Genomic DNA, 26,153 nt, shown 5'->3' on the forward strand with positions numbered 1-26,153 from the left:
CGGTTGATCAATGCTCGCGCGGCGGCAGGTCGTCGGAGAAGGGCGAGTCTTCCACGGCATCGCCAGGGATGGCATGAGTCTCGGAGGCCCAGGCGCCTAAGTCGATCAGCTTGCAGCGCTCGCTGCAGAAGGGGCGATTCGGGCTTTGCGGGCCCCATTCGACGGGCGCGCCGCAGGTCGGGCATTCCACGGTGGTGCTCATGCTTGGCCTCTGCGCAAGGTCAGATAGAAGGTGTGTAGACGCTCGACCTCGCTCTTCAGCCAGGCCAGGTCGCGGTCGTTGAGCAGCACATCGTCGGCGTGGCGCAGGCGTTCCTCGCGGCTGGTCTGCGCCTTGAGAATGGCGCGGATCTGCTCCTCGGAGCTGCTGTCGCGCGCCATGCTTCGCTGCAGTTGTAGATGTTCGGGGGCATCCACCACCAGCACCCGCTGGGCCATGCGGTGCTGGCCGGACTCCACCAGCAGCGGCGACACCAAGACGGCATAGGGAGATGCGGCGCGGGCGAGGTGCTGGTCGATTTCCTGAAAGATCAGCGGGTGCAGCAGGCCTTCCAGCCAGCGGCGCTCGGGCTCGTTCTGGAACACCAACTGGCGCAGCGCGGTACGGTTCAGGCTGCCGTCGGCATGCAGGACCTGCTCGCCGAAGCGCTCGGCGATCTGAGCCAGGGCAGGGCGCCCGGGCTCGACCACCCAGCGCGCGGCATGGTCGGCGTCCACCAGATGCACGCCGAGATCGATGAAATGCTGGGCAACGGCGCTCTTGCCACTACCGATGCCGCCTGTGAGGCCAAGAATCCAAGGTTTGCTCATCTAAAACCGGCAAATTGAAGATAGGTCCCGGTTATTTGATCACCCCAGAGCAATGCGATCCAGCCGGCAATGGCCAGGTAGGGGCCGAAGGGGATAGGCGTGCTGGTTTCCTGATTGCGCAGGCGCAGCATGATCACCCCGAGCACGGCGCCGACCAGAGACGACAGCAGGATGGTCAGCGGCAGAATCTGCCAGCCACCCCAGGCACCGAGCATGGCCAGCAGCTTGAAGTCGCCGTAGCCCATGCCCTCCTTGCCAGTGACCAGCTTGAACAGCCAGTACACCGACCACAGGCTGAGATAGCCGGCGATCGCACCCCAGAGCGCATCCTCCAGGCTGGCGAACAGGCCGAAGTGGTTGGCGATCAGTCCCAGCCAGAGCAGTGGCAAAACCAGGGAGTCCGGCAGCAATTGGTGATCGCAATCGATCATGCTCATCGCCAGCAGCCCCCAACTCAGCACCAGTACCCCCATCGCCTGCCAGCCAAAGCCGTAGTGGAAAGCCACATAGCCGGAAAGCAGGCCGCAGGCCAGTTCGACCAGAGGGTAGCGCTTGCTGATCGGGGTTTTGCAGTTCGAGCACTTGCCATGCAGGAACAGATAACTGACTACCGGGATGTTCTCCCAGGGGCGAATCTGATGTCCACAGTTGGGGCAGCAGGAGTTCGGAAGGATGAGGTTGAAGGTGCCCTGCTTGGGTTCCTCGGGTAGTTCGAGGATTTCCCGAGCCTGCTGACGCCAGTCGCGTTGCATCATCACCGGGAGGCGATAAATGACGACGTTGAGGAAGCTGCCGATAAGCAGGCCGAGCATAGTGGCGAGCAAAACAAAGGCCGGCAAGTTGCCGGCCAGAAATTCAATCAGTTGCATAATTGTTAAACAACTTGACCCAGTTGGAAGATAGGCAGATACATTGCCACAATTAGTCCTCCGACAAGTACTCCAAGTACCGCCATAATCATGGGTTCCATGAGCGCCGTAAGGTTGTCGACCATGTTGTCGACCTCGGTTTCATAGAAGCTAGCGACCTTATCCAGCATGTCGTCGAGAGCGCCAGATTCTTCGCCGATTGCTGTCATCTGCAACGCCATACTGGGAAATACTCCCGTTGTACGCATAGAGAAATTCAGCTGCATACCGGTTGAAACATCTTGCTTGATCTTATTTACCGCCTGACGGAATACGACATTGCCCGTTGCGCCGGCGACAGAGTCCAAGGCCTCAACCAGAGGTACGCCAGCAGCAAACGTGGTTGAGAGTGTTCGCGCGTAGCGCGCAACCGAAGATTTATAAATGATGTCTCCAATAATCGGAATTTTTAGCAACATCTTGTCCAGCTTATTCCGGAAGCTCTCTGACCGCCTATGGGTTTCCCGAAGCGCAAAAGCACATCCCATGAACCCGATCAGCACGATAAACCACCATTCCTGAAGAACTTGGGATAACGCGATTACCATTTGAGTAAATGCAGGAAGTTCTGCGCCAAAATTCTTGAAGACATCTTCAAACTGAGGAACCACCTTGATCAATAGGATGGCGGACACGATTACGGCGACCACCAACACTGCTATTGGATAGGTCATCGCCTTTTTTATCTTGGCCTTCAGTGCTTCGGTTTTTTCTTTGTAAGTCGCTACCCGATCTAGTAGGTTTTCAAGCGCACCTGCCTGCTCGCCTGCCTCTACCAGATTGCAATAAAGGTCATCAAACTGTATTGGTTTTTTTCGCAAGGACGAGGCAAAGCTATTGCCCGCGGCGACTTCTTGTTTTAACTCATCGACCAACTTGCGCATGTTCGGGTTGTCGAAACCTTCGCCTATGATGTCGAAGGAGCTCAGCAGTGGGACGCCTGCCTTCATCATGGTCGCCATCTGCCGAGTGAACAGGGCGATGTCCATGGGTTTGATTTTCTTACCGGAGCCTAAGAGTAAGGTCGATTTCTTGCGCACCTTCGTCGGGTTGATGCCCTGCTTGCGAAGCTGCGCTTTCACCAAAGCCGGGTTTTGCCCGCCCATTTCCCCTTTGAGCTTGGCGCCCCTTTTGTCTGTCCCTTCCCAGCTGAATGTACTGGTTTTGAGAGCCTTTTCCGCCATGGTGGATTAGTCCTTGGTCACGCGGTTGATTTCCTCAAGGCTGGTCACGCCTTGCATGGCCTTGAGTAGACCGGATGTGCGCAGGTCATTGAAGCCGTCCCGGCGAGTCTGCTCGGCGATTTCAATGGAGTTGCCTTCCTCCATGATAATGCGTTGCAGCGCTGGGGTGTTTTTAACCACTTCATAAATACCCACTCGGCCCTTGTAACCATTTTTGCAGTTCTCACATCCCACAGGGCCGTAAATTTTGAAGGTCCCGATTTTATCTTCTGGAAACCCTTCTTTAAGGAGCACTTCCTTCGGGACATCGACTGGCTTCTTGCAGGTGTTGCAAAGCTTTCGAGCCAGCCGTTGCGCAATGATCAAATTGACCGAGGTGGCGATATTGAAGGCGGGCACGCCCATGTTGCGCAGGCGCGTCAGTGTCTCGGCCGCGCTGTTGGTGTGCAGAGTCGACATTACCATGTGTCCGGTTTGCGCCGCCTTGATAGCGATCTCGGCAGTCTCGAGGTCGCGGATCTCACCCACCATGATGATGTCAGGGTCCTGGCGGAGGAAGGCACGTAGCGCTTGGGAGAAATCCATGCCTTGCCTGGGATTGACGTTGACCTGGTTGATACCTTCCAGGTTGATTTCGACCGGGTCTTCGGCGGTGGAAATGTTGACGTCGGCCGTGTTAAGGATATTCAGGCCGGTGTACAGGGACACGGTCTTGCCCGATCCGGTGGGGCCGGTCACCAGAATCATGCCCTGGGGTTGCTTCAAGGCATTCATATACAGTTCTTTCTGCTCGTCCTCGTAACCGAGAGCGTCGATGCCCATCTGCGCACTGGTGGGGTCCAGAATACGCATCACGATTTTCTCGCCCCAGAGTGTCGGCAGGGTGTTGACCCGGAAGTCAATGGCCTTGGTCTTGGATATCTTCATCTTGATCCGGCCATCCTGAGGCTTCCTGCGCTCGGAAATATCGAGGCTGGCCATGACCTTGAGGCGCGCCGAGATGCGGGGCGCCAGTTGTATGGGGGGTCTCGCAGCCTCATGAAGAATGCCGTCCGTGCGAAAGCGCACGCGATAGACGCGCTCATAAGGCTCGAAGTGCAGGTCGGATGAGCCGCCCTTAATGGCGTCCAAAAGCATTTTGTTGACGAAGCGCACCACGGGCGCGTCGTCGGCGTCGCCGCCAGTGCTGGTATCGGAGGTTTCCTCATCGGCACTTTCGATATCGACGCTATCAAGGTCGATGTCTCCCAACTCGCCCAAACCGCTCGTAGCGCTTTCGAAGAATTTGTCGATGGCATCGCCTAGCTTGTCGTCTTCGACGAGCAACGACTCGGTGCTCAGACCGGTACTGAACTGCACATCGGTCACGGCCTGGTGGTTGGACGGATCGGAAGTGGCGATGAATAGCTTGTTGCCACGCCTATAAAGAGGAAGCACGCGATGTTGGCGGGCCAGCTTCTCCGTGACCGTATCGCGGGGCATCACTTCCTTATCAATGCTGCTCAAGTCCAGAACGGCGATGCCGAATTGGTCGCTGATCAGCTCTGCAAGGACTCGGCTTTTTACCAGCTTGTTCTGCGCCAGATAAGTAACAAGGGGCAGCTTGTTGCGCTGCGCCTGAAGCTGCGCTTGCTGAGCCGAGGTCTCGTCTAGGAGATTGTTGATAACCAGTTGCTTGGCAAGACCGGTCAAGGTGGGGGATTCGTTCATGTCGCTATGGCCAGCTGTCGATTCAGTCATCGTTATAACCGACAAGCTAATCACCGACTAGACATGCGGCTGAGCTTGATAAGGTTTCGAGTCGGTTTCTTATAGTGCTAGATAGCAAAAGAGACCGCTGGGCGGTCTCTTTTGCTCATCACTGAACTCAGCAGCAATTACTGGCGGCAGTTAGCCGGCAGATATTTGTCTTCGATGCTGCCAGCATTGCAGGTCCACTGGATAGTGCCGGCAGAGTTGTTGTTAGCAAGAGGGTTGCCGTTGATATTGGGAGTGTAAATCAGGGTGTTGTTTGCGCCCAGCTGCGGGATACCGCCCATGGTCATGGTGATGGTGCCGTCAGCAGCGTCAATAGCTACGTCGGTAATTTTATCGGTACGAATGTTGGCGATGTCTGCAGCGATTACGCCGGAGTAGGCGGCAATGCCATCCACGCCGTCATCGGCGAACGCTTCGGCTACACCGATCTTCAGGGCGCTGGCGGAAACCGAGCCTTCAGAAACCTTGGCACGAACGGTGTAGTCTTGGTAGGCCGGCAGGGCGATGGCGGCCAGGATGCCGATGATGGCAACCACGATCATCAGTTCGATCAGGGTAAAGCCTTTTTGCATTGCTTTCATTGAGAGTTCTCCGGTTGTAAGTGGCAACAATGCGTTGCGCTGCCAGTGGTAAAGCAGGGGGCGTGCCAAGTATGTAAGCAGCGTCATTTGGGCGCCTACGCTGGGTAGGAGGGCGCGAGCGCTGCTTGGAGACGAAGGCGCGGGGCGATAACTGACAAAAAACGTCATTGACGCGATTGTGTCGCTTGAGCTGCTTCGCATTTCGCCGCCCAGTATGCAAATGTGAAATTGCCGGCTTAATGGCTAGGCGCAGCGATAGTACGATTCCGCCTTTCTGTCTGGGTGCAACTGGCGATGTCCCAATCTTTACTTGCGTCTCCTCGTTTCAAGGTTTTCTCCATTCATCTCTGCGGTTCGGCCCTCGTTGCGCTGGCGATGCTGCTGCTGGTGTTTTGGGTATGGTACCCCGCGCCCTTGCATGAGGCAGTCGGTGTAACGAGTATCTTCATGCTGCTGCTGGGGGTCGACGTAATCATCGGGCCTCTGCTGACGTTGCTGGTGTTCAAGGTTGGCAAGAAAACGCTGGTGTTCGATATGGCTGTGATTCTGCTCTTGCAGTTCTCAGCATTCGCGTACGGGGTGTGGACCGTGGCGGAGGGGCGTCCGGCGTGGCTCGTATTCAATGTCGACCGCTTCGATGTGGTACGCGCGTTGGATATCGACGATCGCAGAATTGAGCATGCCCTACCCGAATATCGTGTTGCTTCATTCATGGGGCCTCAGTGGGTGGCTGCCGATAGTCCGGCTGATCCTGAGCTGAGGCAGGCGCTGATTTTCGAGGCCACCACCGGTGGCAGCGACCTCCCTCAGCGCCCTGATCTTTACCGCCCGCTCTCCGATATGGCGTCGTCAATAAAAGAAAGGGCGATGCCATTGGAAAGACTCTCACTGTTCAATGACTCAAAGCGTGTGAGTGCTGTGCTTGATCAATGGAAGGAGGCAGATGCCTGGATGCCCCTGATGGCGGGTGCCAGTCCCATGGTCGTTCTGATTCGTAGAGAGACTGCCGGGGTGATAGCGATCGTGGATCTCCAGCCCTGGTAGATTTCTGCCGTGGGAGTTTCACTTTATTTCCGGCTGCTGCATGCACCTGATCGAGTGGTGTGTTGCCGGTTAACTCAGCAGGTAGGGCAGCGCACTCGTAATGCGAGGGTCGCAGGTTCGACTCCTGTCTCCGCACCATATAAAGAAAGCCCCGCTAGATGCGGGGCTTTGTATTTCTGGTGTGGTTGGTTACAGGCTAAGCCGCATCGACAGATCCACAGCCTTGACGTCCTTGGTCAGGCTGCCGATGGAGATGTAGTCGACACCGGTTTCGGCGATGGTGCGCAGGGTACTTTCGTTGATGCCGCCCGAGGCTTCCAGTTTGGCGCGGCCGGCGGTGAGGGAGACGGCGGTACGCATGTCGTCCAGGATCAGTTCGTCGAGCATGACAATGTCGGCGCCCGCATCCAGCGCCTGGCGCAGCTCTTCCAGGCTTTCCACTTCGATCTCTACCGGCTTGCCGGGGGCTATGCCATGGGCTGTCGAGATGGCTTGGGCGATGCCGCCGCAGGCCGCAATGTGGTTTTCCTTGATAAGGAAGGCGTCATACAGGCCGATGCGGTGGTTGTGGCAGCCGCCCTGCGTCACCGCGTATTTCTGTGCCAGGCGCAGGCCGGGCAGGGTCTTGCGGGTGTCGAGCAGCTTTACCTGGGTGCCTTCGACCAGATCGGCGAAGTGGCGGCAGCGGGTGGCGACGGCCGAGAGGGTCTGCAGGAAGTTCAGGGCGCTGCGTTCGCCGCTGAGCAGGGCGCGTGCCGGGCCTTCGAGGTGAAACAGCGCCTGGTCGGGTTCGACCTTGTCGCCATCCGCCACCTGCCAATGCACGATTACCCTCGGATCGAGCTGGCGAAACACCGCTTCGACCCAGGCGGTGCCGCAGATCACCGCGGCTTCGCGGGTGATCACAGTGGCATGAGCCAGGCGCTCGGCGGGGATTAGCTGGGCCGTGATGTCGCCCCTGCCGATGTCTTCACGCAGGGCGGCGCGTACGTTGGCTTCGATTTCGGCGCCGAGCTCGGCAAGGGTCAGGTTAGCCATTCGGCCTCCGCATTTTCAGTGGCGCGATTATAAGGACAGGAAAAGTTCTGTGCATTGTCGTCGCGCTCGTTGTCACATGGTCTGCCAGATCCTCTGTTCGACCGTTCGTACCCTCGAGCGCTGCGCTCTGTGATGCAGGTCATGTATGCGACAGAGGGTATTTGGTCATGCTTCGCATCCCCCTATACTGGGGCTCATTGACAAGTTTGACGCCATGTTATTGGCGCTTCGGATGCCCAGCGATCGTATGCAGTCTGTTCTGATCAAACGGATTGCGGGAGACTCGACATGAAGACCGACGCGAAAGTGGTGCACCTGAACAAGGTCGCCCCCGAGCAATCGCCAACTTCGCCGGCAGGAAGGCTTCCCGTGGCCCTCATCCAGGTGCGCGACAAGGCTGCCCAGCAGCTCAAGCAGGCGCTGCAAGGACTGTTCGACAATGCGGACGATACCCTCTTTGAGATGGCCGATCGTGCGGCCAGCAATACCGAGCAGAACGCCTTCTTCGAGGCGATGCGCGACCTGCGCCTGAAGCGCAAGACCATCGAGCGCAGTTTCCTGCAGAAGGTGTTCGAGAGCTTCTCCACGCTCAACCAGTACGAGATCGGCAGCCCCGCCCCGCAGCTGGGCGCCGTTTCGTTCGAGAGCCTGTCGCTGGTTCAGGACGATGCGCTGGAAGAGTCGGTCGCGTTGGACGCCATGGTCTCCCGCGTGATGAGCCGGGACGGCGTCGCCCTCGGCCACCTGACCACGCGCCTCAACGCGATGATCAGCAAGAAGCTCGAGGACAAGACCAACCCGCTCGGCCCGCGCATGCTCTGCGAACAGTTCCTCGCGTCCTGCGAGGGGCTGGGCGTGGAGATCCGCGTCAAGCTGATTATCCTCAAACTGTTCGAAAAGTACGTGCTGGGCGATCTGGATCAACTGTACGCCAACGCCAACCAGCAACTGGTCGAGGCCGGCGTGCTGCCGGAACTGAAATCGGCGCCGCCTGCACGCCGTCAGCAGGGGCGTTCTCAGGGAACCGGCCGCGCCAGCCGCGACGATTCCGTCGAGGCGCGTGGCGGGCAGTCCGCCGGCTACGCTGACGAGGACGTTCAGGAGGTCTTCGGCGCGCTGCAGGAACTGCTGTCCCAGGTTCGTGGCTCCGCTGTCCTGCCGCGTCGGGAAATGCCTGCCGACGCCGTGCCGATTTCCAGCAACGACCTGATGCGCCTGCTTTCCCACATGCAGCAGCATTTCCCGGTCGGCAGCCAGCAGGTCGCTCTGGATTACGACCTGCGCAATCAGCTCGAAGGCCTGCTGGCCCGCGCCAGCGCCAAGAGCGGCAAGGCCCGCGTGGTCGGCGAAGTCGACGAGGACGTGATCAACCTGGTCGCCATGCTGTTCGAGTTCATCCTCGACGACCGTACCCTGCCGGATTCGCTCAAGGCCCTGATCGGCCGCCTGCAGATCCCGATGCTCAAGGTCGCTGTGCTGGACAAGACCTTCTTCAGCCGCGGCAGCCACCCGGCCCGCCGCCTGCTCAACGAAATCGCCACCGCCGCGCTCGGTTGGAACGCCCAGGGCGACGAGCAGCGTGACGCGCTGTACCAGCGTATCGAGCAGGTGGTGCAGCGTCTGCTCAACGATTTCACCGACGACCCGGCGATCTTCTCCGACGTGCTCGCCGAGTTCGTCGCCTTCACCGGTGACGAGAAGCGCCGCAGCGAACTGCTCGAACAGCGCACCCGCGATGCCGAGGAAGGTCGCGCCAAGGCCGAGCTGGCCCGTCAGCAGGTCGAGCAGGCGCTGAATTCCCGCCTGCTCGGCAAGACCCTGCCCGAAGTGGTGGTGCGTCTGCTGCAGGAAGGCTGGAGCAAGGTGCTGCAGCTGACCTGCCTGAAGCACGGCGCCGAATCCGCCGAGTGGGAGGCCGCACTGGCAGTAATGGACGACCTCATCTGGAGCGTCGAGCCCCACGAGCAGCCGGAAGATCGCCTGCGCCTGCTGGAGCTGGTGCCGAGCCTGCTCAAGTCGCTGCGCGACGGCCTGGCCAGCGCCGCCATTGATCCGTTCATCACCAGCGAATTCTTCAGCAAACTCGAAGCTGTGCATGTTCAGGCCTTCCAGCGCTTCAAGCGTGAGCCCGAGCCGCTGGAGCAACCGGCCTTGCTGGAAGAAACAGTCGAGGCCCTGGCCGAGGTGCCGGCCGAGGCTGGCGAGGCTCCGCTGCTCGAGCTGCCGCCGCAAGAGGTCGAGGCGGTGCCGGCAATGGTCGAGGTGGTCGAGGAGATCGTTCTCCTGGCGCCCGGCGAAAGCCGCACTCAGGAGCCCGAAGCCAGCCTACCCGACGATGACGAAGCCCTGCAGCACGTCGACAGCCTGCGCGTCGGCAGCTGGGTGGAGATCCAGGAAGACGAGGAGCACAAGCTGCGCGGCAAGCTGGCGGCGATCATCAAGCCAACCGGCAAGTACATCTTCGTCAACCGCACCGGCATGAAGGTGATGGAGAAGACCCGCATGGGCCTGGCCGTGGAGTTCCGCCGCGGCGCCATCCGCCTGCTCGACGACGCGCTGCTGTTCGACAGGGCGCTGGAATCGGTGATCGGCAACCTGCGCAAGCTCAAGGGAGCCTGATCTCCGCCTGACAAAAACGCCCGGCCCGCGCCGGGCGTTTTCGTTCTTGGAGTTCTGCTAGAGTGGCGCCAGTCTTCAAGGAGCCTGCAATGCGGCTGGACCCTGCCAGCGGCTGGTGTGACGGCATCCGTCACTGCCCTTCGCCGAACTTCAACGAGCGCCCCCGGGGCGAGGTGTCGCTGCTGGTGATCCACAACATCAGCCTGCCGCCGGGCCAGTTCGGGACCGGCAAGGTGCAGCAGTTCTTCCAGAATCGCCTGCCTGTCGACGAGCACCGCTATTTTGCCGGCATCGCCCAGCTGACGGTGTCCGCGCATTTTCTGATCGAGCGCGACGGCGGCATCACTCAGTTCGTGTCCTGCAATCAGCGAGCGTGGCATGCCGGTGTGTCGAGCTTCGAAGGCCGCGAGAACTGCAACGATTTTTCCCTGGGCATCGAGCTGGAAGGCACCGACGATTTGCCGTTCACCGATGCCCAGTACCAGGCCCTGGCGGCCCTGACTCGCGAATTGCTGCGTGTCTATCCGCAGATGAGCGTCGAGCGCATCCGCGGGCACAGCGATATCGCCCCGGGGCGCAAGACCGATCCGGGCCCCTGTTTCGATTGGGCGCGCATGCGCGCCGACCTGCAAGGCGAGGAGAGCAAGGTATGAATTTCCTGGTGCTGCTACTGGTGCTCTGGGTGGAGAAGTTTTCCTCGGGGCGCCAGCGTATCCAGCAGGATGGTCCCTGGCGGCGCTGGCTGGCGAGCAGCGAGGGTTCCTCGCCCTGGCTCACGCTGGCGGTCGTGGTGCTGCTGCCGGTGGCGCTGCTCGGCCTGTTGCTGGTGATCCTCGAGCCGCTCGCCTACGGCTGGCTGGCGCTGCCGGTGCATCTGCTGGTGCTGGTGTACAGCCTCGGCCGTGGCGATGTGCTGGCGGACCTCGGACCGTTTCGTGACGCCTGGCGCCGCGGCGACGACCAGGCTGCGCTGCACGTGGCCGAACGCGATCTGGGGGTGACCGCCGAAAGCCAGGCCGAGCTGCTCGAGCGGGTTCAGGACTACGAGCTCTGGCAGGCTTACCAGGGCTTTTTCGCGGTGATTTTCTGGTACGCCCTGCTCGGCCCGCTGCCGGCGCTGGCCTATCGCCTGCTGGCGCTGAGTGCGGAGCATGGCCAGCCCGGCGTGGCCGAGCGGGCGGCGCAGTTGCGCCACGCCATGGACTGGCTGCCGGTGCGGGTGCTGGCGGCCAGCTTCGCGCTGGTCGGCGATTTCGTCGCGGTCAGCCGCGCGGTGCTGCACGATCTGCTGGCCTGGGAACTGCCGGCCGCACGGTTGCTGGCCAATGCCGGGCGCGCCGCCAGCGAGATCGGCGAGGTGCCGGCTCAGGAGTCGGGCATCGACAGCCTGGACCAGCTCTGGCAACTACTGATTCGCGCCGCGGTGCTCTGGTATGCGGCATTCGCCGTGTGGATCCTGCTGTTCTAGAGCGGCGGATTACTCGGGCCAGAGCCAGGCGGCGCCACGCACGCCGCTGGAGTCGCCATGCACCGCCCGGACCAGGCGCGTGTTGACCCGGTCCGAAAACACATGGCGGGCCAGTAGCGGCGGAACTCGCTCGTAGAGCGCGGCGATGTTCGACAGGCCGCCGCCCAGCACGATCACGTGCGGATCGAGAACGTTGATCACCGAGGCCAGCGCCCTGGCCAGCTGTTCGCAGTAGCGCTCCAGCGCCTGCGTCGCGGCCGGCTCACCGCGTTGCGCCGCCTCCGCCAGCTCCGCTGCGTCCAGGCTCAGCCCGCTGCGCGCGGCCCAACCGGGGCCGCTGAGGAAGGTCTCGATGCAGTCGTCCAGACCGCAATAGCAGGGTCTCGCCGGACCGTCCTCGGCGGTGCGCCAGGGCAGGGCGTTGTGTCCCCATTCCCCGGCGATGGCGTTGGGGCCGCCGAGCGGCCTGCCGTGGATGACGATGCCGCCGCCCACGCCGGTGCCGAGGATCACGCCGAATACGCTAGCCATCCCCGCGCCGGCGCCATCGCTGGCCTCCGACAGCGCGAAGCAATCGGCGTCGTTGGCCAGCCTGACCGGGCGCTGCAGCAGATCTTCCAGGTCGCCCTGCAGGTCCTGGCCGATCAGGCAGATGGAGTTGGCATTCTTGATCCGGCCATGGTCCGGCGAGCGGGTACCGGGAATGCCGACTCCGAGACTGCCCCTTTCACCCAGCTCGCCCTCCGCTTCACGCACCAGCCGTACTATTGTTTGCAGGGTGGCCTGGTAGTCGCCGCGGGGCGTGGGCAGGCGACGGCGTAGCCGCTCGTCGGAGCCTTCGAGCGCGACGATTTCGGTCTTTGTCCCACCCAGATCAATGCCGAAGCGAAGTGACATGCGCATTCTTAACCTTAAGTTACACAGGCTTTAGCCGATATCCGGTATACAGGCTGCGGGGGAGCTGCGCCTGGCAGATGGCCAGCCCCCGCTGAAAATCAGAAAGCAACGACACCTTGCCGTTCAATAGACCAGCTTCTCCCGGCTGGCATACAACAATAATGGCAACAGGAGACGTCTAGTGAATAGCGTGTTGTACCCTGCCATCGCGCTGATGAACCGACTGAGCTTCGGCATGAAGTTCAGCTTGATCAGTGTGCTGTTCTTCCTGCCCATGCTGGTCACCAACTACTTCCTGGTTCGTGATTCCTACGACGCCTTCGTCGACACCCGCACCGAGCTGCAGAGCCTGGAGCTGCTGAAGCAGAGCCAGAAGGTGCGCCAGGAGCTGGAGCGCCTCAACGACCTCTACGAGATCAATGCCGTCATCGGCCAGTCCGGCCAGTCGGAGAAGCTCTCGGCGATGATCGGCGAGCTGGAGAAAAGCGTCGCGGCGACCCTCGCGGCGATGGAGTCGCCCAGCAACGATCCGCAGAAGATCGAGGAATTCAACGCCCAGCGCGAAACCATCCAGCAGGCGCTGGATGCGGTGGCCGCCGAGTCCTCGCTGCGCAGCAAGGCCGGGCTAGTGGTCAAGGCGCTGGATAATGCCGAGGTGTTCATCAAGTTCGTCGCCAGCCAGTCCGGCCTGAGCCAGGACAGCGACTTGATCGTGCGCCAGATGTCCGAACTGCTCACCACCGTCACCCCGCCGATCACCGAGGCCCTGAGCAAGGGCCGCGCCTTGGGCTCGTATTCCCTCGGCCAGGGGATTCTCGGTTCGTCCGACAGCACCAAGCTCGATGAGCTGCTGGCCGAGCTGGAAAAGCTGCACGCCGAATACGGCTTCAAAATCCAGAGCGCCCTCGGCGCCGATGCGCGTGCCGAGCGCAGCCTGGGCCAGCTCGCCGAGGCCAGCCGCAACACCCTGACGGAGACCAGCGTGGTGCTCGAAGAGCAGCTGCTGATGGCCGACACCCTCGATGCGCCCTGGCAGGATTTCTACAACCAGCTGACCGTGGCCATCGACAAGACCTACGTGATGAACGATGGCGTGCTCGACTATCTCGACGACGACCTGAGCCGTCGCTTGGAGCAGAAGCGCACCCAGATGATTCTGCTGGTGGTGGCCCTGGTGGTGCTGTTCCTCGCCATCGGCTACCTGTACGGCGGTTTCTACGTGTCCACCCGCGCCACCCTCAAGGGCTTCGGCAAGACCCTCAATCAGGTCGCCGGCGGCGACATGACCGTGCACGTCAATGTCCGGAGCCAGGACGAGCTCGGTGAGCTGGGCGAGGTGTTCAACGGCACCGTGTCGCGAATCCGCGACCTGATCGAACTGGTCGGCCAGACCGTCACCGAGGTCGAGCGCCAGGCCGATCGTGTTGAGCTGGTGTCCGGGTCCAGCAGCCAGGCGGTGAATGCTCAGCGCGGGCAGATCGAGCAGGTGGCCACGGCGATGAACCAGATGTCCGCCACCGCCCAGGAGGTCGCCCGTAGCGCCGCCGCTGCCGTGGGCAGTGCGCAGAGCGTCAATGACGAAACGGTTAGCGGCCGCGCCATGGTCGAATCGCAGGTCGGCAGCATCCGGCGCCTGGCCAGCGAAATCGACCAGTCGGTGGGCGTGATCAATAAGCTGGCTTCCGACAGCGCCGCCATCAGCCAGGTGCTGGACGTGATCAAGGGCATCGCCGAGCAGACCAACCTGCTGGCGCTCAACGCCGCCATCGAGGCGGCGCGGGCCGGCGAGCAGGGCCGCGGTTTCGCCGTGGTCGCCGACGAGGTGCGCAATCTGGCCAAGCGGACCCAGCAGTCGACCGAGGAAATCGAGCAGATGATCGGCCGCCTGCAGAACGGCGTCGGCGCCACGGTGACCGCCATGAACGGCAGCCACAAGATGGTGGAGAGCACGGTCAATCAGTCGTCGCAGGTGCAGCAGGCGCTGGAGAACATCCTCGGCGCGGTCGGCATGATCGTCGATCAGAACCAGCAGATCGCCGCCGCTGCCGAGCAGCAGACCGCCGTGGCCCACGACATCGACATGAACATCGTCGAGATCAACCAGGCCGGCGAACGTACCGCCGAGGGTGCGGTGGAGACCGAGCAGGCCAGCCGCGAGCTGTCCAGTCAGGTGGCGCGGCTCAAGGAGCTGATCAGCACCTTCCGCGTCTGATCATTCCTGCCGCTGCGAGGCCCGCCCCATGGCGGGCCTCGTCGTTTCTGGCCGACCGGTGGCTCAGCCGGGCCAGCCGAACAGCTCGTCGGCGTTGCGGCTGCTGGCTGTGGCCAGTTCCTCGGGCGATACGCCCCACAGCTCCGCCAGGGCGGCGCAGATGTCCGGCAGGTGCTCGGGGCTGTTGCGCACTCCGGGGTGCATGGCCGGGGCCATGTCCGGCGCATCCGTCTCCAGCACCACGGCATCCAGCGGCAGGCGCGGCACGACCTTGCGCAGGCGCTGGGCCTGCGGCCAGGTCGGTGCGCCACCGAGGCCGAGGCGAAAGCCCAGTTTGAGGTACTCGCGGGCCTCCTCGTAGCTGCCGGCGAAGGCGTGGATCACGCCGGCACGCGGCAGCTTGAAGCGCTTGAGCGTGGCGATGGTGGCGGCGTGGGCGCGACGCACGTGCAGCAACACCGGCAGTTCGAACTCGGCGGCCAGGGCCAGCTGCGCCTCGAACAGCCTCTGCTGGCGCGGGCGATCCAGGGTTTCAACGTAGTAGTCCAGGCCGAACTCACCCACCGCGCACAGCTTCGGGTCGCCGGCCAGGCGGCTCAGCCAGTCGCGCAGATCGTCCAGGTGTTCCGGGCGGTGCTGGTCCAGAAACACTGGGTGCAGGCCGAATGCGGCGTACACACCGTCCTCGGCCTGGCACAGGTCCCACAGCCGCTGCCAGTTGTCACGAAACACGCCGAGCACCACCAGGCGCTCCACCCCCAGGGCGCGACTGCGCGCGAGCAGCGCGCCGCGGTCGGCGTCGAAGTCGGGGAAATCCAGGTGGGTATGGGTGTCGATCAGGCGCATAGGCGGGTCCGGGGTTAGGAGCTTCAGCATCGGGCATTTCAGCTGGGCACGCCAGTTCACGGCTGTTCGGCGCAGCGCGAGGCCGGGCAGCGGCCTTGCGACTGGGGGCAGGCTCGCGCGCAACCTGCCTTGGCTCACGTTGAATCCAGACCCAAGGGAGCGTTCCCGCGTTTCGTCAGTCGAAGCCGTTATGAACCCGGTTCGGAAGGAGGTGCAGGTGCGGTTACGCAAGTGGTTGAGCGGGGCGTTGGCCGTGTTGCTGCTGGTGCTGGCGGGGCTGATGCTGTTTCTCGTCCTGTTCGACTGGAACCTGCTACGCCCGACCATCAACGAGAAGGTCTCCGCGGCGCTCAACCGTCCCTTTGCCATCGAGGGTGACCTGCGCGTGGTCTGGCACCGCGAGCCCGAGCAGGGTGGCTGGCGTGCCTGGCTGCCGTGGCCGCATTTCTCCGCCGAATACCTGCGCCTGGGCAATCCCAGCTGGGCTCAGGGCGACACCTTCGTCAGCCTGGACAGCGTGCGTTTCCGTCTCGAACCGCTGCCGCTGCTGTGGAAGACGGTGAGCATTCCGCGCATCGACCTGGGCGCGCCCTTCGCCAATCTACAGCGCGTCGCCGACGGCCGCGCCAACTGGACCTTCGACCTCGGCCAGCAGGAGCCGGAGCAGAGCGACGAACCGAGCCCCTGGTCGCTGCAGATCGGCACCATCGGCTTCGACCAGGCGCGCATCAATCTCGACGACCAGGTCAGCCGAACCCGTCTGGAGGCCCAGGTCGACCCGCTCGGCGCGCCCGTACCCTTCGCCCAGATCGTCGGCGAGGGCACCGCCAAACGCCTGGCCGAAGAGCATGCGGCGGCCCAGGACTACGCGTTCGCCTGGCTGGCCAAGGGGCGCTTCCGAGGCGAGCCGGTGAACGGCAGCGGCAAGGTCGGCGGCCTGCTCGCACTGCGCGACGCCAGCCTGCCGTTCCCGTTGCAGGCCGACGTGCGTGTCGGCGCCACCCGCATCACCCTGGCCGGCAGCCTGACCGATCCGCAGAACCTCGGCGCCCTGGACCTGCGCCTGAAGCTCGCCGGCGCCAGCCTCAGCCATCTCTACCCGCTGACCGGCGTCACGCTGCCGGATACGCCGCCCTATGCCACCGACGGTCGCCTGCAGGCCGATCTGCAGGATGCGGGCGGCGCGATCTTCCGCTACCGCGGCTTCAACGGTCGCATCGGTGACAGCGACATCCACGGCGATCTGACCTTCGTCGCCCGCCAGCCGCGGCCTAAGCTGTCCGGCCAGCTGACGTCCGATCAACTGCTGTTCGCCGACCTGGCGCCGCTGATCGGCGCCGACTCGAACGCCGAGAAGAAGGAACGCGGCGCCGCCGCCAACCAGCCGTCGGACAAGGTGCTGCCGGTGGAAGAGTTTCGCACCGAGCGCTGGCGCAGCATGGATGCCGACGTGCGTTTCATCGGCAAGCGCATCGTTCACTCCGAGCGGCTGCCGATCAGCGATCTCGACACCCACGTGGTGCTGGACGACGGCGTACTGAGCCTGGAGCCGCTGCGCTTCGGCATGGCCGACGGCACGCTCGATGCCCAGATTCGCCTGAACGGCGCGGTCACGCCAATGCAGGGGCGGGTGCGGCTGAGCGCCCGTGCACTCAAGCTCAAGCAGCTGTTCCCGACCTTCGAGCCGATGCAGACCAGCCTCGGCGCGCTCAACGGCGACGCCAGCCTGAGCGGCACCGGCAATTCCGTGGCGGCTTTGCTGGGCAGCGCCGACGGCGAGCTGAAGATGCTAATCAACGATGGCGCGGTGAGCCGCAGCCTGCTCGAGATCGCCGGCCTCAACGTGGGCAACTATCTGGTCGGCAAGCTGTTCGGCGACGACGAGGTCACCATCAATTGTGCGGCCGCCGACCTGGGCATCAAGCAGGGGCTCATGAGCACCCGGCTGTTCGTGATCGATACCGAGAACGCGGTAATCAAGGTCGATGGCTCGGCCAACTTCGCCCGCGAGCAGCTGGATTTCGAGATCGTGCCGGCCGCCAAGGGACTGCGCATCTTCTCGCTGCGCTCGCCGCTCTACGTGCGCGGCACGTTCAAGGAGCCCAACGCCGGCGTGCAGGCCACCCCGCTGGCCCTGCGCGGTGTCGGCCTGCTGGCACTGGGTGTGGCCGTGGCCCCGGCCGCCGGCCTGCTGGCGCTGGTGGCACCCAGCGAAGGCGAGGAGCCAAGCCAGTGCGCGCCGCTGCTGCAGCAGATGCAGAAGGGCGGCAAGGGCTGACGCGATATCAGCCCGTTAGCGCGCCACGCTGGCGGAAATGGCCACTGCCGCGGCGGCAGTGCGGGTCTCAACGCCGAGCTTCACATAGACGTGCTCCAAGTGCTTGTTCACCGTGCGCGGCGACAGGCCGAGGATGTCGCCGATGTCGCGGTTGGTCTTGCCGCAGGCCACCCAGCGCAGCACTTCCACCTCGCGCTCGGTGAGCTGGAAGCGTGCCGAGAGGGTCTCGAAGGTCGGCTCGTTGCTCAGGGTCAGGTCCACCGGCTGCGCGGCGGCGCGCGCCGACTGCAGGGTGCGCGCGGCGCGCAGGTGGGCGGCGACCCGCGCCAGCACCTCGTCGGTGTGGATCGGCTTGGTCACATAGTCGCTGCCGCCGGCGGCGAAGCCTTCCACCACGTGCTCGCTGTCGGTTAGCGCAGTCATGAACAACACCGGGATATCGGCGCTGTCCGGTTCGGCCTTGATCCTGCGGCAGGTCTCGAAGCCGTCCAGGCCGGGCATCATTGCGTCGAGCAGGATCAGGTCGGGGCGCCGCCGCTGGATGCGGTTGAGCGCGCTCTGGCCGTCCAGCGCCACCAGCACCATGTAGCCCTGAGCGTCGAGGGCGTCGGAGAGCAGGGCGAGGTTGTCCGGCGTGTCGTCGACGATCAGCACGGTGCCGCGCTCAGCAAGCTGCGTGGCTGCATTCATGTTCGGCCTCCTTGAGTTGGCGGTTGAACTCGTCCAGGCGGAAGCCCTTGGCCAGGGTCCGCAGGCGTTTGGTGAAGGGCGCGCAGGCTGGGGTCTGGCGTTCGATGGTGTCGAGCTTGTCCTGGATGCCGCGCATGTAGCCGAGCGCCGCCAGCTCGCGCAGTTCGGCCAGCTCGCTGGCGCTGGGCAACGTTTCGACCTGCGGCTGCGCCGGTTCCGGCTCGGCGACGCGGTGCAGCCATTGCAGGTCGAGCTGCTGCTGGATGCGTTCGAGTAGCGCCGCGGTGTGTACCGGCTTGGCCAGGTAGTCGTTGCAGTAGGCGGCGATACTGCGTTCGCGATCGTCGGCGAAGGCATTCGCCGAAATGACGATGATCGGTGCCTGGCACGCCGCGTTGCGGCGGATCAGGCGGCTGGCCTCGAAACCGTCCATCTGCGGCATCGATAGGTCCATGAGGATCAGGTCGGGGCTGAGCAGCGCGGCCTGGCGGATCGCTTCCTGGCCGCTGGCCGCCTGCTCGACGCGAAAGCCCAGCGGTTCGAGCATGCCGGCCAGCACGCGGCGGTGCTCCAGGTGGTCGTCGACCACCAGCACCAGGCGGCGCGGCCCCTGGTAGCCGATGATGTCGTGCGCCACGTGCACCACTGCCTGCGGCGCGCGCACTTCGGAGAGGAACAGGCGCACCTGGAAGCGCGTGCCCTTGCCCGGCTCGCTGTGCACCGACAGCTCGCCGCCCATCAGCGCGGTGAGCATGCGGGTGATGGTCAGGCCGAGGCCGACGCCGTTGTCCTGGCGCATCAGGTCGCCGCGCTCGAAGGGCTGGAAGATGCGCTCGATCTGCTGCGGGTCGATGCCGATGCCGGTGTCGACGATCTCGAAGCAGGCGGTCTCGCGCAGGTAGCTGACGCGCAGGCGCACCTCGCCCTGCTCGGTGAAGCGCACGGCGTTGCCCAGCAGGTTGATCAGGATCTGCCGCACGCGCTTCTCGTCGCCGCGCACCACCGCGGGAATCCGTCCGGCCGTCTCCAGGCGGAAGGCCAGGCCCTTCTCGGCGGCCTGCGGGGCGAACATGCGCTCGAGCTGGCCGACGAATTCGGGCAGGGCGATTTCCGACAGCTCCAGGTGCAGCTTGCCGGCCTCGATCTTGGCCACGTCGAGCAGGCCGTCGATCAGCGACAGCAGGTGCGAGCCGCTGCGGTAGATGGTGGCCAGGGCGTCGTGGTGGCGCTGGGGCATGGCCGCGTCGCGCTGCAGGATCTGCGTGTAACCGAGGATGCTGTTGAGCGGCGTGCGCAGCTCGTGGGACAGGCCGGTGACGTAGCGGCTCTTCGCCGCGTTGGCGTTCTCGGCCAGCACCTTGGCCTTCTGCAGCGCCTCGTCGGTCTTGCCGTGGGCCTCGATCTCCTGCATCAGCAGCAGGGTCTGTCGATCCGACTCCTGCTGCGCCACCTGGCGGCTCTCGCGGGTCAGGACGATCCACCAGGCGAGCATGCCGGCGAACAGCGAGAGGGTGAGAAAGGCCTTTAGGAAGGCCTGGTACAGCGTCTGCTGCACCTCCGGCGAGTGCGGCACCAGGCCGTGGGAGACCTGGCTGTAGATCAGCGCCAGGGCGCCGAACAGCATCAGCACCAGCAGAGCGAGAAAGCCCAGGTACTGCGCCAGGCGGCTGTGCAGGCGCGGGATGCTGGCCCAGGGCAGCAGCCAGTGCAGCAGCGCGTCGACCTGCTGGCTGAGCCGCGCGTGCGGCTTGCAGGCGTCGCCGCAGCGCGCGTCCAGCGAGCAGCACAGCGAGCAGATCGGCGTGCTGTAGGCCGGGCAGAAGGCCATGTCCTCGCTCTCGAAGGCGTTGTTGCACAGGCCGCAATTGCGCGAGTGGCTGGCGTTTGACTGGTGGATCAGCGCCGCCGTACTGGTCCGCGCGATGTAGAAGCGCCCGCCGGTGAGCCAGGCCAGCAGCGGCGCGCAGATGAACGCCGAGAACAGCGCCACCAGTGGCGAGGCGGCCTGGGCCAGGGCGCCGAACAGGCCGAAGTGGGCCAGTACCGAGAGCAGCGAGGCGAACAGCATGGCGCCGACGCCGACTGGGTTGATGTCGTACAGGTGCGCGCGCTTGAACTCGATGTAGCGCGGCGACAGGCCGAGCGGCTTGTTGATCACCAGGTCGGCGACCAGCGCGCCGATCCAGGCGATGGCGATGTTGGCGTAGAGGCCGAGCACCTCCTCGATCGCCTCGAACACGCCCAGCTCCATCAGCATCAGCGCGATGGCCACGTTGAACACCAGCCACACCACGCGCCCCGGGTGGCTGTGGGTGACGCGGGCGAAGAAGTTGGACCAGGCCAGCGAGCCGGCGTAGGCGTTGGTCAGGTTGATCTTCACCTGGCTGACGATGACGAACAGCACCATGGCGCCGAGTGCCCACTGCGGCGAGGCGAACACGTAGTGGAAGGCCACCAGGTACATCTGCGTCGGCTCGGCGGCGCGCTCGATGGGGATCTCGTGCTGCAGGGCGAGGAAGGCGAGGAAGGCGCCGGCGAGCATCTTCAGCGCGCCGGGGACGATCCAGCCGGGGCCGGCCATGAGCAGCGCGGCCCACCAGCGCTTGCGGTTCTGCGCGGTCTTCTCCGGCAGGAAGCGCAGGTAGTCGACCTGCTCGCCGATCTGCGTGACCAGGGCCAGGGCCACGGTGCAGGCGGCGCCGAAGTGCAGCAGGTTGAAGCTGCCGGCCTCGCCCTCGCGCCCGGCGAAGCTGGTCCAGTCGCCGATCGCCTCGGGATTCTTGGCGATGACGAAGGCGTAGGGCAGCAACAGCAGCACCAGCCACACCGGCTGGGTCCAGGTCTGCAGGCGGTTGATCAGGGTGATGCCGTAGGCCACCAGGGGAATGATGATCACCGAACAGATCACGTAGGCCAGCGCCAGCGGGATGTCGAAGTACAGCTCCAGGGCCAGGGCCATGATCGCCGCCTCGAGGGCGAAGAACAGGAAGGTGAAGCTGGCATAGATCAGCGAGGTGATGGTCGAGCCGATGTAGCCGAAGCCGGCGCCGCGGGTCAGCAGGTCCATGTCCACGCCGTAGCGTGCCGCGTAGTAGCTGATCGGCAGGCCGGTGAGGAAGATCACCAGGCTCACCGCGAGGATCGCCCACAGGGTGTTGGTGAAGCCATAGGACAGCGCCAGGGCGCCGCCGATGGCTTCCAGGGCGAGGAACGACACGGCGCCAAGGGCGGTGTTGGCGATGCGCAGCTCCGACCACTTGCGGAACGCCCGCGGGGTGAAGCGCAGGGCGTAGTCCTCCATGGTCTCGTCGGCGACCCAGCTGTTGTAGTCGCGGCGGATCTTGACGATGCGCTGGGTTCCGGTGGGTTGCACGCCCGTGCTCCTGGTGCTGCCGTTTGCTCTGCGAATTTGCAACATCCATGCCCCCAACTGCGGGCCGCGTGCGCGTGCGCCCGGGCTTCTGTCTGGCTTCCTGCTCGGGCTCGAGAGTGCACCAGGCTGGTGCCGTGGCGCTGTACGTCAGATGACGTATGCGCTTACGTCATGCTGCGTATACCCCGGCGGGGAGGGCGCCCGCATTCTTGCGGCGAACCCGGAGCAGACCTGCGCAGACAGGCCGGCAACGACCCAACCGCACGAGGAGCACGACGATGGATGCACAACCGACCCGACTTCTACCCCGCCGGCTGGCGCTGGGCGCCGCCGCGCTCTCGCTGCTGGCCGCCAGCGTGTTCAGCCAGGGCGCCATGGCCGACAGCGTGAACACCACCGGCTTGGCCGTGACCGACACCGAAGTGACGGTCGGCCAGCTGCACTCGGCCACCGGCACCATGGCCATCTCGGAGACCGGTTCGATCCAGGCCGAGCGCCTGGCCATCGAGCAGATCAATGCCTCCGGCGGCATCCTCGGCCGGCAGATCAAGGTGATCCAGGAAGACGGCGCCTCCGACTGGCCGACCTTCGCCGAGAAGGCCAAGAAGCTGCTGGTGGGCGACAAGGTCGCCGCCGTGTTCGGCTGCTGGACCTCGGCCTCGCGCAAGGCCGTACTGCCGGTGTTCGAGAAGGAAAACGGCCTGCTCTACTACCCGACCTTCTACGAGGGCCTGGAGCAGTCGAAGAACGTCATCTACACCGGCCAGGAGGCGACCCAGCAGATCCTCGCCGGCCTCGACTGGATCGCCAAGGAGAAGGGCGCCAAGACCTTCTACCTGATCGGTTCCGACTACATCTGGCCGCGTACCTCGATGAAGATCGCGCGCAAGCACATCGAGAACGTGCTCGGCGGCAAGGTGGTGGGCGAGGAGTACTACCCGCTGGGCAACACCCAGTTCGGCTCGCTGATCAACAAGGTCAAGCTGAAGAAGCCCGACGTGGTGTTCACCGCCGTGGTCGGGGGCTCCAACGTCGCCTTCTACAAGCAGATGAAGGCCGCCGGCGTCACCGCCGCCAAGCAGAACGTGCTGACCCTGTCGGTCACCGAGGACGAACTGCTCGGCATCGGCGGCGAGAACATGGAAGGCTTCTACGCCTCCATGAAGTACTTCCAGAGCCTGGACAACCCGAACAACGCCGCCTTCGTCGAGGCCTTCAAGGCCAAGTACGGCAAGGATGCGGTCATCGGTGACGTGACCCAGGCCGCCTACCTCGGCCCGTGGCTGTGGAAGGCCGCGGTCGAGAAAGCCGGCAGCTTCGACGTCGACAAGGTCGCCGCCGCCTCGCCGGGCATCGAGCTCAACAGCGCGCCGGAAAGCTACGTGAAGGTCCACGACAACCATCACCTGTGGAGCAAGACCCGCATCGGCCAGGTGCAGAAAGACGGCCAGTTCAAGGTGGTCTACGAGTCCGGCCTGATCGAGCCGAATCCCTTCCCGAAAGGCTACCAGTAAGCCCAACCGCACCCCTCTCCCGCCTCGCGGGGGAGGGGCTCCCGCATTCTTCCGCCAGGAGACCATCAACATGGAATGGCTATCGGAATTTGGTGCCATCGCGGCCATGCAGGGCTTCAACGGCTTGTCCGTGTTCTGCGTCCTGCTGCTGATGGCTCTGGGGCTGGCGATCATCTTCGGCCAGATGGGCGTGATCAATATGGCCCACGGCGAGTTTCTCACCATCGGCGCCTACACAACCTTCGTGGTGTCCTCGCTGACCGAGCAGTACGCCCCGGCCTTCGGGCCCTACTACTTCTTCTTCGCCATCGTCCTGTCCTTCCTCATCGCCGGCGCCATCGGCTGGCTGGTGGAATGGGCGATGATCAGCAAGCTCTACCAGCGTCCGCTGGATACCCTGCTGGCCACCTGGGGCCTGTCCCTGGTCATGCAGCAGACGTTCCGCTCGATCTTCGGTGCGCGCGAGGTCAGCGCCACCCTGCCGGAGTGGCTGATGGGCTCGTGGAACCCCACCGAGACCATCGACATTCCGCGCAACGGCCTGTTCGTCATGGGGCTGACCATTCTGCTCACCGCCATCATCTTCCTCATGCTGTACCGCTCGCGCTGGGGCCTGCAGGTGCGCGCCACCATGCAGAACCGGGTGATGAGCCGCGCGGTGGGCATCAATACCAAGCGCGTCGACCGCATGACCTTCGCCCTCGGCTGCGGCGTGGCCGGTGTGGCCGGCGCGGCCTTCACCACCATCGGCTCCACCGGCCCGACCGCCGGCTCGCTGTACATCGTCGACACCTTCCTGGTGGTGGTCTTCGGGGGCGCGGCCAGCCTGTTCGGCACCATCGCCTCGGCGTTCTCCATCGCCCAGGCCCAGTCGATCATGGAGTTCTTCATGAGCGGCTCGATGGCCAAGGTGCTGACCCTGTCGGCGGTGATCCTGATTCTGATGATGCGCCCGCAGGGGCTGTTCTCCATCAAGGTTCGTAAGTAAGGAGCCGCCCATGAACCCGACTCTCGACAAACTCCTGGGCGGCAAGCAGGGCGCCATCGGCCTGGCGGTGCTCGCCGCGCTGATCCTGGTGGTGTTCCCGCTGCTGCTCGACGCCTTCCGCCTGAACATGGTCGGCAAGTACCTGACTTACGCCTTCGTCGCCGTCGGCCTGGTGTTGTGCTGGGGCTACGGCGGCATCCTCAGCCTCGGCCAGGGCATCTTCTTCGGCCTCGGCGGCTACTGCATGGCGATGTTCCTCAAGCTCGAGGCCTCCGACCCGGAAAGCACCAAGATCCAGTCCACCCCCGGCATCCCGGACTTCATGGACTGGAACCAGATCACCGAACTGCCGATGCTCTGGCAGCCGTTCCACAGCTTCGGTTTCACCCTGCTGGCGGTGATCGCGGTGCCGGTTCTGCTGGCCCTGGTAATCGGCCTGACCATGTTCAAGCGCCGCGTCGGTGACGTGTACTTCTCCATCGTCACCCAGGCCATCGCGCTGATCCTCACCGTGCTGATCATCGGCCAGCAGGGCTACACCGGCGGGGTCAACGGCATCACCGACCTGAAGACCCTGATGGGCTGGGATATCCGCACCGACGAGGCCAAGCTGATCCTGTACTTCGTCAGCGCCTTCCTGCTGTTCGGCTGCATCCTGCTGGCGCGCTTCATCATCGCTTCCAAGCTCGGCCGCCTGCTGCTGGCCATGCGTGACAAGGAGGAACGCGTGCGCTTCTCCGGCTACGACGTGGCCAGCTTCAAGATCTTCGTGTTCTGCGTCGGCGCCGCCTTCTCCGCCATCGGCGGGGCGATGTTCACCCTGCAGGTCGGCTTCATGTCGCCGAGCTTCGTCGGCATCGTGCCGTCGATCGAGATGGTCATCTTCGCCGCCGTCGGCGGGCGCCTGTCGCTGCTCGGCGCGGTGTACGGCGCGCTGCTGGTCAACTTCGGCAAGACCTACTTCTCCGAGAGCTTCCCCGAGCTGTGGCTGTACCTGATGGGCGGCCTGTTCATCGCCGTGGTCATGTACTTCCCCAACGGCCTCGCCGGCCTGTGGGACAGCCACGGCAAACGCTGGCTGACGCGTATCAAGCCGAAGGCCAATGCGCCGGTGAAGACCGAGCCGGTGGCCAAGCCGGTCGCCAAGGCCGCACCCACTCCCGAACTGGAGACCACCCCATGAGCCCCAATCCCGCTGGCTTCCAGATGCCCAAACCGGTGCTGGCCATCGAGGGCCTGACCGTGTCGTTCGACGGCTTCAAGGCGGTCGATGACCTCAACCTGTACATCGACCGCAACGAGGTGCGCGTGGTCATCGGCCCCAACGGCGCCGGCAAGACCACGGTGCTCGACCTGATCTGCGGCAAGACCAAGGCCACCGCCGGCAGCATCCAGTTCGAGAACCGCGAGCTGACCAAGATGCGCGAGTTCGACATCGTCCGCGCCGGCGTCGGGCGCAAGTTCCAGAACCCGTCGATCTACGAGAACCTGACGGTGTTCGAGAACCTGGAGATGTCCTATCCCAAAGGTCGCAAGGTGTTCGGCGCGCTGTTCTTCAAGCGCTCGCAGGCGGTGATCGAGCGGGTCGAGCAGGTGGCCACCGAAATCATGCTCGGCGAGCACCTGCACATGCAGGCTGACCTGCTCTCGCACGGGCAGAAGCAGTGGCTGGAGATCGGCATGCTGCTGATGCAGGACCCGCAGCTGCTGATGCTCGACGAGCCGGTGGCCGGCATGAGCGTCAGCGAGCGCGTGGCCACCGCCGAGCTGCTCAAGCGCATCAGCCAGGGTCGCTCGGTGCTGGTCATCGAGCACGACATGGAGTTCGTCAAGAGCATCGCCCACAAGGTCACCGTGCTGCACCAGGGCAAGGTGCTTGCCGAGGGCAGCATGGACGCGGTGCAGAGCAATCCCAAGGTCATCGAGGTGTACCTGGGGCACTGAG

The 26,153-nt window shown here is 64.0% G+C and carries 21 protein-coding genes and 1 pseudogene; 11 read left to right on the top strand and 11 right to left on the bottom strand.

The features are described from left to right. Positions 1-7: 7 nt before the first annotated feature. The 6 genes from yacG to NF616_RS07820 form a co-directional block, all read right to left on the bottom strand. Positions 8-202: a DNA gyrase inhibitor YacG gene (gene yacG / locus NF616_RS07795; RefSeq protein ID WP_252272668.1), complete on the bottom strand. Its 195-nt coding sequence runs from the start codon at positions 200-202 to the stop codon at positions 8-10. Further along, on the bottom strand, positions 199-810 hold the full coding sequence (gene coaE / locus NF616_RS07800) for a dephospho-CoA kinase (RefSeq protein WP_252272669.1): 612 nt from the start codon (positions 808-810) through the stop codon (positions 199-201). The genes yacG and coaE overlap by 4 nt, the downstream gene beginning before the upstream one ends. Beyond that, positions 807-1,679 carry a prepilin peptidase gene (locus NF616_RS07805; protein ID WP_252272670.1) on the bottom strand — a complete coding sequence of 291 codons (873 nt, stop codon included), beginning with the start codon at positions 1,677-1,679 and terminating at the stop codon, positions 807-809. Before NF616_RS07805 ends, coaE begins: the two co-directional genes overlap by 4 nt. A gap of 5 nt (positions 1,680-1,684) precedes the next feature. Next, positions 1,685-2,902, bottom strand: a complete 1,218-nt coding sequence (locus NF616_RS07810) for a type II secretion system F family protein (RefSeq protein ID WP_252272671.1) — start codon at positions 2,900-2,902, stop codon at positions 1,685-1,687. Between the two features lie 6 nt (positions 2,903-2,908). After that, on the bottom strand, positions 2,909-4,612 hold the full coding sequence (gene pilB / locus NF616_RS07815) for a type IV-A pilus assembly ATPase PilB (protein ID WP_252272672.1): 1,704 nt from the start codon (positions 4,610-4,612) through the stop codon (positions 2,909-2,911). A 167-nt stretch (positions 4,613-4,779) separates the two neighbouring features. Further along, positions 4,780-5,241 carry a pilin gene (locus tag NF616_RS07820; RefSeq protein WP_286674969.1) on the bottom strand — a complete coding sequence of 154 codons (462 nt, stop codon included), beginning with the start codon at positions 5,239-5,241 and terminating at the stop codon, positions 4,780-4,782. Positions 5,242-5,535: 294 nt separating this feature from the next. Between NF616_RS07820 and tfpZ the strand changes: the two genes are divergently transcribed. Then, complete coding sequence (gene tfpZ / locus NF616_RS07830; RefSeq protein WP_252272673.1) at positions 5,536-6,285, top strand: TfpX/TfpZ family type IV pilin accessory protein; 750 nt, start codon at positions 5,536-5,538, stop codon at positions 6,283-6,285. A 189-nt stretch (positions 6,286-6,474) separates the two neighbouring features. Here tfpZ and nadC read toward each other — a convergent pair whose 3' ends face one another. Continuing rightward, positions 6,475-7,323, bottom strand: coding sequence for a carboxylating nicotinate-nucleotide diphosphorylase (gene nadC, locus NF616_RS07835; RefSeq protein ID WP_252272674.1), 849 nt, complete (start codon positions 7,321-7,323; stop codon positions 6,475-6,477). A gap of 288 nt (positions 7,324-7,611) precedes the next feature. Between nadC and NF616_RS07840 the strand changes: the two genes are divergently transcribed. From NF616_RS07840 to ampE, 3 genes are all read left to right on the top strand, one after another. Next, on the top strand, positions 7,612-9,942 hold the full coding sequence (locus NF616_RS07840; RefSeq protein WP_252272675.1) for a DUF1631 domain-containing protein: 2,331 nt from the start codon (positions 7,612-7,614) through the stop codon (positions 9,940-9,942). 89 nt (positions 9,943-10,031) lie between these two features. Beyond that, complete coding sequence (gene ampD / locus NF616_RS07845) at positions 10,032-10,595, top strand: 1,6-anhydro-N-acetylmuramyl-L-alanine amidase AmpD (protein ID WP_252272676.1); 564 nt, start codon at positions 10,032-10,034, stop codon at positions 10,593-10,595. After that, on the top strand, positions 10,592-11,410 hold the full coding sequence (ampE, locus tag NF616_RS07850) for a regulatory signaling modulator protein AmpE (protein ID WP_252272677.1): 819 nt from the start codon (positions 10,592-10,594) through the stop codon (positions 11,408-11,410). The genes ampD and ampE overlap by 4 nt, the downstream gene beginning before the upstream one ends. 9 nt (positions 11,411-11,419) lie before the next feature. On the opposite strand, the gene NF616_RS07855 is transcribed toward ampE, so the two are convergent. Continuing rightward, positions 11,420-12,307 carry an ROK family protein gene (locus NF616_RS07855; RefSeq protein WP_252272678.1) on the bottom strand — a complete coding sequence of 296 codons (888 nt, stop codon included), beginning with the start codon at positions 12,305-12,307 and terminating at the stop codon, positions 11,420-11,422. A gap of 1,150 nt (positions 12,308-13,457) precedes the next feature. On the opposite strand from NF616_RS07855, the pseudogene NF616_RS21375 reads away from it, so the two are divergent. Then, positions 13,458-13,664: pseudogene (locus NF616_RS21375) on the top strand (HAMP domain-containing protein); the annotation flags it as partial. Between the two features lie 150 nt (positions 13,665-13,814). Next, positions 13,815-14,519 carry a methyl-accepting chemotaxis protein gene (locus tag NF616_RS21380; RefSeq protein ID WP_434091876.1) on the top strand — a complete coding sequence of 235 codons (705 nt, stop codon included), beginning with the start codon at positions 13,815-13,817 and terminating at the stop codon, positions 14,517-14,519. A 63-nt stretch (positions 14,520-14,582) separates the two neighbouring features. Here NF616_RS21380 and NF616_RS07865 read toward each other — a convergent pair whose 3' ends face one another. Further along, complete coding sequence (locus tag NF616_RS07865) at positions 14,583-15,365, bottom strand: TatD family hydrolase (protein ID WP_252272919.1); 783 nt, start codon at positions 15,363-15,365, stop codon at positions 14,583-14,585. A gap of 190 nt (positions 15,366-15,555) precedes the next feature. Here NF616_RS07865 and NF616_RS07870 point away from each other — a divergent pair, with 190 nt between their 5' ends. Then, positions 15,556-17,643 (top strand): AsmA family protein, encoded by a 2,088-nt coding sequence (locus tag NF616_RS07870; protein WP_434091872.1) that lies wholly within the window; start codon positions 15,556-15,558, stop codon positions 17,641-17,643. A 15-nt stretch (positions 17,644-17,658) separates the two neighbouring features. On the opposite strand, the gene NF616_RS07875 is transcribed toward NF616_RS07870, so the two are convergent. Both NF616_RS07875 and NF616_RS07880 read right to left on the bottom strand, forming a co-directional pair. Then, positions 17,659-18,333 (bottom strand): response regulator, encoded by a 675-nt coding sequence (locus NF616_RS07875; RefSeq protein ID WP_252272680.1) that lies wholly within the window; start codon positions 18,331-18,333, stop codon positions 17,659-17,661. After that, complete coding sequence (locus tag NF616_RS07880) at positions 18,308-21,706, bottom strand: ATP-binding protein (RefSeq protein ID WP_252272681.1); 3,399 nt, start codon at positions 21,704-21,706, stop codon at positions 18,308-18,310. Before NF616_RS07880 ends, NF616_RS07875 begins: the two co-directional genes overlap by 26 nt. A 278-nt stretch (positions 21,707-21,984) precedes the next feature. On the opposite strand from NF616_RS07880, the gene urtA reads away from it, so the two are divergent. The 4 genes from urtA to urtD all read left to right on the top strand — a co-directional run bounded on the left by urtA (position 21,985) and on the right by urtD (position 26,152). Beyond that, positions 21,985-23,220 carry an urea ABC transporter substrate-binding protein gene (urtA, locus tag NF616_RS07885; RefSeq protein ID WP_252272682.1) on the top strand — a complete coding sequence of 412 codons (1,236 nt, stop codon included), beginning with the start codon at positions 21,985-21,987 and terminating at the stop codon, positions 23,218-23,220. A 70-nt stretch (positions 23,221-23,290) separates the two neighbouring features. Further along, positions 23,291-24,208, top strand: coding sequence for an urea ABC transporter permease subunit UrtB (urtB, locus tag NF616_RS07890; RefSeq protein WP_252272683.1), 918 nt, complete (start codon positions 23,291-23,293; stop codon positions 24,206-24,208). 10 nt (positions 24,209-24,218) lie between these two features. After that, positions 24,219-25,391 carry an urea ABC transporter permease subunit UrtC gene (gene urtC, locus NF616_RS07895; RefSeq protein WP_252272684.1) on the top strand — a complete coding sequence of 391 codons (1,173 nt, stop codon included), beginning with the start codon at positions 24,219-24,221 and terminating at the stop codon, positions 25,389-25,391. Continuing rightward, positions 25,388-26,152, top strand: coding sequence for an urea ABC transporter ATP-binding protein UrtD (gene urtD / locus NF616_RS07900; protein ID WP_252272685.1), 765 nt, complete (start codon positions 25,388-25,390; stop codon positions 26,150-26,152). Before urtC ends, urtD begins: the two co-directional genes overlap by 4 nt. Position 26,153 lies beyond the last annotated feature (1 nt).

The sequence above is a fragment of the Pseudomonas subflava genome (assembly GCF_023823685.1).
Lineage (GTDB): Bacteria > Pseudomonadota > Gammaproteobacteria > Pseudomonadales > Pseudomonadaceae > Aquipseudomonas > Aquipseudomonas subflava.

What these genes read in the sequence shown, in the direction of transcription:
- yacG (WP_252272668.1), bottom strand. Translation starts at nt 202, where the DNA reads ATGAGCACCACCGTGGAATGCCCGACCTGCGGCGCGCCCGTCGAATGG.
- coaE (WP_252272669.1), bottom strand. Translation starts at nt 810, where the DNA reads ATGAGCAAACCTTGGATTCTTGGCCTCACAGGCGGCATCGGTAGTGGC.
- NF616_RS07805 (WP_252272670.1), bottom strand. Translation starts at nt 1,679, where the DNA reads ATGCAACTGATTGAATTTCTGGCCGGCAACTTGCCGGCCTTTGTTTTG.
- NF616_RS07810 (WP_252272671.1), bottom strand. Translation starts at nt 2,902, where the DNA reads ATGGCGGAAAAGGCTCTCAAAACCAGTACATTCAGCTGGGAAGGGACA.
- pilB (WP_252272672.1), bottom strand. Translation starts at nt 4,612, where the DNA reads ATGAACGAATCCCCCACCTTGACCGGTCTTGCCAAGCAACTGGTTATC.
- NF616_RS07820 (WP_286674969.1), bottom strand. Translation starts at nt 5,241, where the DNA reads ATGAAAGCAATGCAAAAAGGCTTTACCCTGATCGAACTGATGATCGTG.
- tfpZ (WP_252272673.1), top strand. Translation starts at nt 5,536, where the DNA reads ATGTCCCAATCTTTACTTGCGTCTCCTCGTTTCAAGGTTTTCTCCATT.
- nadC (WP_252272674.1), bottom strand. Translation starts at nt 7,323, where the DNA reads ATGGCTAACCTGACCCTTGCCGAGCTCGGCGCCGAAATCGAAGCCAAC.
- NF616_RS07840 (WP_252272675.1), top strand. Translation starts at nt 7,612, where the DNA reads ATGAAGACCGACGCGAAAGTGGTGCACCTGAACAAGGTCGCCCCCGAG.
- ampD (WP_252272676.1), top strand. Translation starts at nt 10,032, where the DNA reads ATGCGGCTGGACCCTGCCAGCGGCTGGTGTGACGGCATCCGTCACTGC.
- ampE (WP_252272677.1), top strand. Translation starts at nt 10,592, where the DNA reads ATGAATTTCCTGGTGCTGCTACTGGTGCTCTGGGTGGAGAAGTTTTCC.
- NF616_RS07855 (WP_252272678.1), bottom strand. Translation starts at nt 12,307, where the DNA reads ATGTCACTTCGCTTCGGCATTGATCTGGGTGGGACAAAGACCGAAATC.
- NF616_RS21380 (WP_434091876.1), top strand. Translation starts at nt 13,815, where the DNA reads ATGTCCGCCACCGCCCAGGAGGTCGCCCGTAGCGCCGCCGCTGCCGTG.
- NF616_RS07865 (WP_252272919.1), bottom strand. Translation starts at nt 15,365, where the DNA reads ATGCGCCTGATCGACACCCATACCCACCTGGATTTCCCCGACTTCGAC.
- NF616_RS07870 (WP_434091872.1), top strand. Translation starts at nt 15,556, where the DNA reads ATGAACCCGGTTCGGAAGGAGGTGCAGGTGCGGTTACGCAAGTGGTTG.
- NF616_RS07875 (WP_252272680.1), bottom strand. Translation starts at nt 18,333, where the DNA reads ATGAATGCAGCCACGCAGCTTGCTGAGCGCGGCACCGTGCTGATCGTC.
- urtA (WP_252272682.1), top strand. Translation starts at nt 21,985, where the DNA reads ATGGATGCACAACCGACCCGACTTCTACCCCGCCGGCTGGCGCTGGGC.
- urtB (WP_252272683.1), top strand. Translation starts at nt 23,291, where the DNA reads ATGGAATGGCTATCGGAATTTGGTGCCATCGCGGCCATGCAGGGCTTC.
- urtC (WP_252272684.1), top strand. Translation starts at nt 24,219, where the DNA reads ATGAACCCGACTCTCGACAAACTCCTGGGCGGCAAGCAGGGCGCCATC.
- urtD (WP_252272685.1), top strand. Translation starts at nt 25,388, where the DNA reads ATGAGCCCCAATCCCGCTGGCTTCCAGATGCCCAAACCGGTGCTGGCC.